This window comes from Klenkia sp. PcliD-1-E (assembly GCF_024124375.1).
Classification (GTDB): domain Bacteria; phylum Actinomycetota; class Actinomycetes; order Mycobacteriales; family Geodermatophilaceae; genus Klenkia.
In genome coordinates this window covers 1-6,460 of sequence record NZ_JAMXRZ010000171.1, presented here as the reverse complement: position 1 = coordinate 6,460, position 6,460 = coordinate 1, and the positions used below count along the sequence as shown (strand labels likewise).

General features: G+C 75.2%; 7 protein-coding genes. 5 read left to right on the top strand and 2 right to left on the bottom strand.

Annotated features, from left to right (window positions below):
• Window positions 1–283 precede the first annotated feature (283 nt).
• Genes NH342_RS21355 through NH342_RS21335 form a run of 5 tightly spaced genes read left to right on the top strand, consistent with a single transcriptional unit; the run spans window position 284 to window position 4,716 of the window.
• Window positions 284–1,084 carry an HAD family phosphatase gene (locus tag NH342_RS21355; RefSeq protein WP_253018116.1) on the top strand — a complete coding sequence of 267 codons (801 nt, stop codon included), beginning with the start codon at window positions 284–286 and terminating at the stop codon, window positions 1,082–1,084.
• A complete protein-coding gene (gene macS / locus NH342_RS21350) occupies window positions 1,081–2,205 on the top strand; it encodes a MacS family sensor histidine kinase (RefSeq protein ID WP_253018114.1) in 1,125 nt (374 codons plus the stop codon). Before NH342_RS21355 ends, macS begins: the two co-directional genes overlap by 4 nt.
• Window positions 2,202–2,849 carry a response regulator transcription factor gene (locus NH342_RS21345; RefSeq protein WP_253018112.1) on the top strand — a complete coding sequence of 216 codons (648 nt, stop codon included), beginning with the start codon at window positions 2,202–2,204 and terminating at the stop codon, window positions 2,847–2,849. The genes macS and NH342_RS21345 overlap by 4 nt, the downstream gene beginning before the upstream one ends.
• Before the next feature lie 29 nt (window positions 2,850–2,878).
• Entirely contained in the window at window positions 2,879–4,291 is a 1,413-nt protein-coding gene (argG, locus tag NH342_RS21340) for an argininosuccinate synthase (RefSeq protein WP_253018110.1), read from the top strand.
• On the top strand, window positions 4,291–4,716 hold the full coding sequence (locus NH342_RS21335) for a YkvA family protein (RefSeq protein WP_253018108.1): 426 nt from the start codon (window positions 4,291–4,293) through the stop codon (window positions 4,714–4,716). The genes argG and NH342_RS21335 overlap by 1 nt, the downstream gene beginning before the upstream one ends.
• Here the strand turns inward: NH342_RS21335 and NH342_RS21330 are convergent.
• Together NH342_RS21330 and NH342_RS21325 are read right to left on the bottom strand one after the other, a co-directional pair.
• Entirely contained in the window at window positions 4,694–5,716 is a 1,023-nt protein-coding gene (locus tag NH342_RS21330; RefSeq protein ID WP_253018106.1) for an aldo/keto reductase, read from the bottom strand. The two genes, NH342_RS21335 and NH342_RS21330, sit on opposite strands and share 23 nt — an antisense overlap.
• Window positions 5,717–5,726: 10 nt before the next feature.
• A partial coding sequence (locus NH342_RS21325; protein WP_253018104.1) for an oxidoreductase occupies window positions 5,727–6,460 on the bottom strand: 734 nt, incomplete at its 5' end.

Genomic DNA, 6,460 nt, shown 5'->3' with positions numbered 1-6,460 from the left:
GGCGCCGACCAGCACCAGCGGGGCCGCGCGGTGCGCCCGCCGCAGCCCTGCGCCGCCGCGGGTGAGCTCGGCGGTGGTGCCGGCCGCGGCGAGCAGGTGCAGCAGGTCGTCGACGAGGCCGTCGTCGGTGCTGATGACCAGGGGGTGTCCGTCCACGCGGAGCAGTGAGCACCCCCGCGGGCCAGCGTGGGGGCTCCGCGGCGGATCTGTGGACAACCCCTCCGGGTGTGGACGACGGCGAGCCGACCGTCGGACCCCCGTGCTGCCCTTAGCCTCGTGCCCCATGGACCGCGTCGAGCCCCGCAGTGCGGTGTTCTTCGACCTGGACAAGACCGTGATCGCCAAGTCGAGCACCCTGGCCTTCGGCAAGCCCTTCTACCGGGGCGGGCTGATCAACCGCCGCGCCGTCCTCAAGGGCGCCTACGCCCAGTTCGTCTTCTCCCTCGCCGGGGCCGACGCGGTGCAGATGGAGCGGATGCGCGCCCAGATCACCGCGATGTGCACCGGCTGGAGCGTGGAGACGGTGCACGAGATCGTCCGCGAGACCCTGCACACGATCGTCGACCCGCTGGTCTACGCCGAGGCGGTGGACCTCCTCGAGGCGCACCGCGCGGCCGGCCGCGAGGTGGTCATCGTGTCCAGCAGCGGCGCGGAGATGGTGGAGCCGATCGGCGAGATGCTCGGCGTGGACCGGGTGGTGGCCACCCGCATGGTGGTGGCCGAGGGCCGCTACACCGGGGAGATCGAGTTCTACGCCTACGGGGAGGGCAAGGCCGAGGCGATGCGCCGGGTCGCCGCCGAGCAGGGCTACGACCTGGCCGACTGCCACGCCTACTCCGACTCGATCACCGACCTGCCGATGCTCGAGGCGGTCGGGCACCCCACCGCGGTCAACCCCGACCGGGCCCTGCGCCGGGCGGCCACCGAGCGGGGCTGGCCCGTGCTGGTGTTCTCCCGGCCGGTGGCGTTGTCGGCCCGAACCGGCCAGCGCACCCCGGTGGTCACCGGTGCGGCGGTCGGCGTGGGCGCGGCGGTGGTCGGGCTGGCCTGGTACGCCCGTCGGCGGGCGCTGCGCACGGGATGACCACGCCGCTGCGGCACCGCGACCTGCTCGCCCCCCTGTGGCGGGTGGTGGTCGCCTTCCGCCTGGTGGCCTGGGTGCTCGCGGTGGCCGGCTGGTTCCGGGAGCGCACGGACTACCCCGGGATGGCCGCGCCGCTGGCGGTGCTGGGGGCGATGGCGGTGTGGACCGGCGTCGTCACCGTGCTCTACAGCCGGGCGTCGGGCCGGCGGGTGCGCACCACGCTGCTCGACCTCGGTGTCACGGTGCTGCTGCTCGCCTCCACGGTGGCCACCCAGCCCGCCGGTGCGTTCGGGCAGGGCGCCCCGATCGTCACCTCCATCTGGGTGGCCGGCCCGGCGCTGGCGATGGCGCTGGTGCGCGGCCGGGCCGGCGGCTTGCTCGGTGCGCTCGTGGTCTGGGCGGCGGTCACCTCCCTGCGCGGGTACGTCGGCGACCGCGAGGTCTTCAACCTGACCCTGCTGGTGCTCGTCGCGGTGCTGCTGGGCCACGCCGCGACCATCACCCGGCAGGCCGAGCTGGCCCTGCGGGAGGCGGCCGCGGCCCAGGCCGCCGCCGCCGAGCGGGAGCGGCTGGGCAGGGCGGTGCACGACGGCGTGCTGCAGGTGCTGGTCGCCGTCCGCCGGCGGGCCCGGTCCACCGACGACCTGGCCGACCTCGGCCGGCTCGCCGCCGAGCAGGAGGTCGCGCTGCGCGGGCTGCTGACCACGGGGACCCCGGCTGCGGCCGGCACCACCGACCTCGCTGCCGCCCTGCGGCTGCTGGCCACCCCCGACGTCGAGGTCAGCGGACCGGCCGAACCGGTCGAGGTGCCCGCGGCCACCGGCACCGAACTGGTCGCCGCGGTCCGCGAGGCGCTGGCCAACACCGCCGAGCACGCGCCGGGCGCCCGGGCGTGGGTGTCGCTGGAGCCCGCCGACGACGAGGTCGTCGTGGTGGTCCGCGACGACGGCCCGGGCATCCCCGCGGGCCGGCTGCCCGCCGCGGAGCATGAGGGCCACCACGGCGTGCGCTCCTCGATCTGCGGCAGGCTGGCCGACCTGGGTGGCGCCGCCGTCCTGCGCACCGGGCCCGGGCAGGGCACCGAGTGGGAACTGACCCTGCCGAGGGAGGGCCCGCGATGACGACGGTGATGGTGGTCGACGACCACCCGATGTGGCGCGAGGCCGTGGAGCGCGACCTCGCCGCGCGGGGGTTCGAGGTGGTGGCCACCGCCGGTGACGCCGGGGCCGCCGTCCGCCGGGCGCAGGCCGTGCGGCCCGACGTGGTGGTGATGGACCTGCAGCTCGGCGAGGGGTCGGGGGTCGACGCCACCCGCGACGTCGTGGCCGCTCTGCCCGCCACCCGGGTGCTGGTGCTGTCGGCCAGCGCGGAGCAGGCCGACGTGCTGGAGGCGGTCAAGGCCGGGGCGTCGGGCTACCTGGTGAAGTCCGCCTCGGCCGACGAGCTGGCCGACGCCGTCACGCGGACGGCGGCCGGCGACGCGGTGTTCTCCGCCGGGCTGGCCGGGCTGCTGCTGGGTGAGTACCGGCGGCTGCAGGCCGGCCCGGACGACGGCGCCCCGCGGCTGACCGAGCGGGAGACCGAGGTGCTCAAGCTGGTGAGCCGGGGCCTGTCGGCCAGGGCGATCGCCGAGCGGCTGGTGCTGTCCCACCGCACGGTGGAGAACCACGTGCAGAACACCTTGCGCAAGCTGCAGCTGCACAACCGGGTCGAGCTCACCCGCTACGCCATCGAGCACGGTCTGGCCGACCCCGGCGATGCATGACAATGCGGAACAGTGCATAATCTCTGATCGTGTCCAAGGTCCTGACGTCCCTCCCCGTCGGCGAACGCGTCGGCATCGCCTTCTCCGGTGGTCTCGACACCTCCGTCGCGGTCGCCTGGATGCGCGACAAGGGCGCCGTCCCCTGCACCTACACCGCCGACATCGGCCAGTACGACGAGACCGACATCGGGTCGATCCCCGGCCGCGCGGCCCAGTACGGCGCCGAGGTCTCCCGGCTCGTCGACTGCCGGGCCGCCCTGGTCGAGGAGGGCCTGGCCGCGCTGACCTGCGGCGCCTTCCACATCCGCTCCGGTGGGCGCGCCTACTTCAACACCACGCCGCTGGGCCGGGCGGTCACCGGCACGCTGCTGGTGCGGGCGATGCTCGAGGACGGCGTCCAGATCTGGGGCGACGGGTCGACGTTCAAGGGCAACGACATCGAGCGCTTCTACCGCTACGGCCTGCTGGCCAACCCGGCGCTGCGGATCTACAAGCCGTGGCTGGACGCCGACTTCGTCACCGAGCTCGGCGGCCGCAAGGAGATGAGCGAGTGGCTGGTCGAGCACGGCCTGCCCTACCGCGACTCCACCGAGAAGGCCTACTCCACCGACGCCAACATCTGGGGTGCCACCCACGAGGCCAAGTCGCTGGAGCACCTGGACACCGGCATCGAGATCGTGCAGCCGATCATGGGTGTGCGGTTCTGGGACCCCGAGGTCGAGGTCGCCCCCGAGGACGTGACCATCGGCTTCGAGCAGGGCCGGCCGGTGAGCATCGACGGGCAGCGGTTCGACACCGACGTCGACCTGGTCCTGGCGGCCAACGCGGTCGGCGGCCGGCACGGGCTGGGCATGAGCGACCAGATCGAGAACCGCATCATCGAGGCCAAGAGCCGCGGCGTCTACGAGGCCCCCGGCATGGCGCTGCTGCACATCGCCTACGAGCGGCTGGTCAACGCCATCCACAACGAGGACACCCTCGAGACCTACCACCGCGAGGGCCGCCGGCTGGGCCGGCTGATGTACGAGGGTCGCTGGCTGGACCCGCAGGGCCTGATGCTGCGCGAGTCGCTGCAGCGCTGGGTCGGCGCGGCGGTCACCGGCCAGGTCACGCTGCGGCTGCGGCGGGGCGAGGACTGGACGATCCTGGACACCCAGGGCCCGGCCTTCAGCTACCACCCGGACAAGCTGTCGATGGAGCGCACCAGCGACTCCGCCTTCGGCCCGGTGGACCGGATCGGCCAGCTGACCATGCGCAACCTGGACATCGCCGACTCCCGCGCCAAGCTCGAGCAGTACGCCGCCATCGGCATGCTGGGCTCGCACGCCGACCTGGTCGGGTCGCTGGAGGCAGGCGGCGCCGACGCCATCGCCTCCCGCGGGCAGGCCAGCCGGGAGGACGAGCTGCTCGACCGCGCCGCCATGGAGGTCGGCACCGACTGATGGACTGGTGGCAGACGGCCCTGGCTGTCGTCGGGGGGCTGCTGCTGGTGTACGCCGTCCTGCTGGGGTTGCTCTGGGCCTACGCCCGGCGGCACCCGGAGACGGTGCCGACCCGGGAGGCGTGGCGGCTGCTGCCCGACGTCGTCCGGCTGGTGAAGCGGCTGGCCGGGGACGGCACGCTGCCCCGCGGCGTCCGGGTCCGGCTGGCCCTGCTGCTGGTCTACCTGGCCTCACCGGTCGACCTGGTGCCCGACGTGCTGCCGGTCATCGGGTACGCCGACGACGCCGTCGTGGTCGCGCTGGTGCTGCGGTCCGTCGTCCGGGCCGCCGGGCCGGACGCGCTGGCCCGGCACTGGCCGGGCAGCCCCGCCGGGCTGGCGCTGGTCCGCCGGCTGGCCGGGCTCAGCGGCGCAGGGCCTGCTTGACCTTGTCCAGGACGGGCGCGGCCCGTCCCAGCAGCGGCCCGGCCTCCTCCTTGGCCCGCTCGGCCAGCGTGCTCACGGTGGACTGCGGGTCGAACGCCCGCGCGGCGGCGGTCAGGGCGGCTACCTCGTCGGCGGGCAGCTCCAGGTCGGCCGCGGCGGCGTTGAACTCCAGCTGCTCGACGCTGGAGGCCCCCGGGATGGCCACGGTGCGGGGCTGGGCCAGCAGCCAGGCCAGCGCGACCTGGGCGGGCGCGACGCCGCGGGCGTCGGCGACCTCGCGCAGCACCGCCAGCAGGGGCTCGGCCCGGCGCAGGTTCTCGGTGCCGAACAGCTTGTTCATCGCCCGCACCCCGCCGGGCCGGTTGTCCACGCCGTACTTCCCGCCCAGCAGGCCCTGCGCCAGCGGGCTGTAGGCGATGACCAGCCGGTCCTCGGCCTGCGCGAAGGGCACGAGGTCCTCCAGCGGGCCGGCCGTGGCGAGGGAGAACTCGACCTGGTTGCTGACCACCGGCCGGCCGAGCGCGGCGTCGGCCGCCCGCCAGCGGTCGAGGGTGTAGTTGGAGACGCCGACGGCGCCGATCCGGCCCTCGTCGAGCAGGGCGCCCATGCCCTTCATCGTCACGGTGTCGGGGACGACGGGGTTGGGCTGGTGCACCTGGTAGAGCGGGATCCGCCGGACGCCGAGCCGCTGCGCGCTGCCCTGCCACGCCTTGCGCACCAGCTTGGGGAACGGCGCGACCGGGAAGACCTTGGAGGCCAGGACGACGTCGTCGCGGTCGTCGGCCAGTGCCGCACCGAGGATGCGCTCGCTCTTCCCGGGCCCGTAGACCTCGGCGGTGTCGAACAGCGTGATGCCCAGCTCCAGGGCCCGCCGGACGATCGCGGTGGCCCCCGCGTCGGCGTAGTCGTCGCCGTACCCCCACTCGCGGGAGCCGAACTGCCAGGTGCCCAGGCCGATCCGCGAGACCGGACCGAGACCGTCGACGTCGAGTGAACGCATCGCCCCAGTGTCAACCGCGCAGCAGGGACTCGCAGATCGCCAGGCCCTCGCGGGCGCCGAGCTCGGTGGCCCGCGCGCAGTGCACCAGCCAACCGGCGACGCCGTCCGGGGTGCCGCCGCGGTAGCCGGCCAGGGCGTCCGCGTAGGCCCCGGCACCCAGCTCGGCGAACCCGACCTCGGGCACCGACACCGCCTTGGGGTCCAGCCCGCGGGCGATGCCGGTCAGCCGGCCGGCGGCCCGCGCGACGACCCCGCTGCCCACGGCGAAGGGCGCCAGGGCGGCCAGCTCGCCGTGCACCACCGCGGCCACGAGGACGGCGGGGGCCGACGTCGCGCCGGTGACCAGCGCGAACACCCCGCCCAGCCGGGGGCCGGCCTGTGCGGCGGGCCGGCCCAGCTCGCCGGCGGGGGCCAGGTCGGCGGCGGCGAGCACGTGCATGCGGGCCAGCACCTGCCCCGGTGCGCGGTCCCAGGTCTCCACCATCGAGCCCAGCGCCACCGACACCCGCAGCGCCCCCTGCAGCGTGGGCTCGGAGACGTCGCCGGTGCGCACCTGGGCCAGCGGGACGTCGACACCCTCCAGCGCGGCCGACGCCCGGGCCCCGCGCAGCGCGGACTCCGAGCTCACCCCCGCGGACTCCCGGCGCAGCACCTTGTGCCCGAGCAACCGGTCGACGGCGGTGCGGGCGGCCTCGGCGGCGTCGGCCACCCCGGGCAGGTCCAGCAGCGGGGCCAGCGGGTCCG

Bases quoted from the DNA above. Each gene is read 5' to 3' on its own strand.
- macS (WP_253018114.1), top strand. From the start codon at position 1,081: ATGACCACGCCGCTGCGGCACCGCGACCTGCTCGCCCCCCTGTGGCGG.
- NH342_RS21345 (WP_253018112.1), top strand. From the start codon at position 2,202: ATGACGACGGTGATGGTGGTCGACGACCACCCGATGTGGCGCGAGGCC.
- NH342_RS21335 (WP_253018108.1), top strand. From the start codon at position 4,291: ATGGACTGGTGGCAGACGGCCCTGGCTGTCGTCGGGGGGCTGCTGCTG.
- NH342_RS21330 (WP_253018106.1), bottom strand. From the start codon at position 5,716: ATGCGTTCACTCGACGTCGACGGTCTCGGTCCGGTCTCGCGGATCGGC.
- NH342_RS21355 (WP_253018116.1), top strand. From the start codon at position 284: ATGGACCGCGTCGAGCCCCGCAGTGCGGTGTTCTTCGACCTGGACAAG.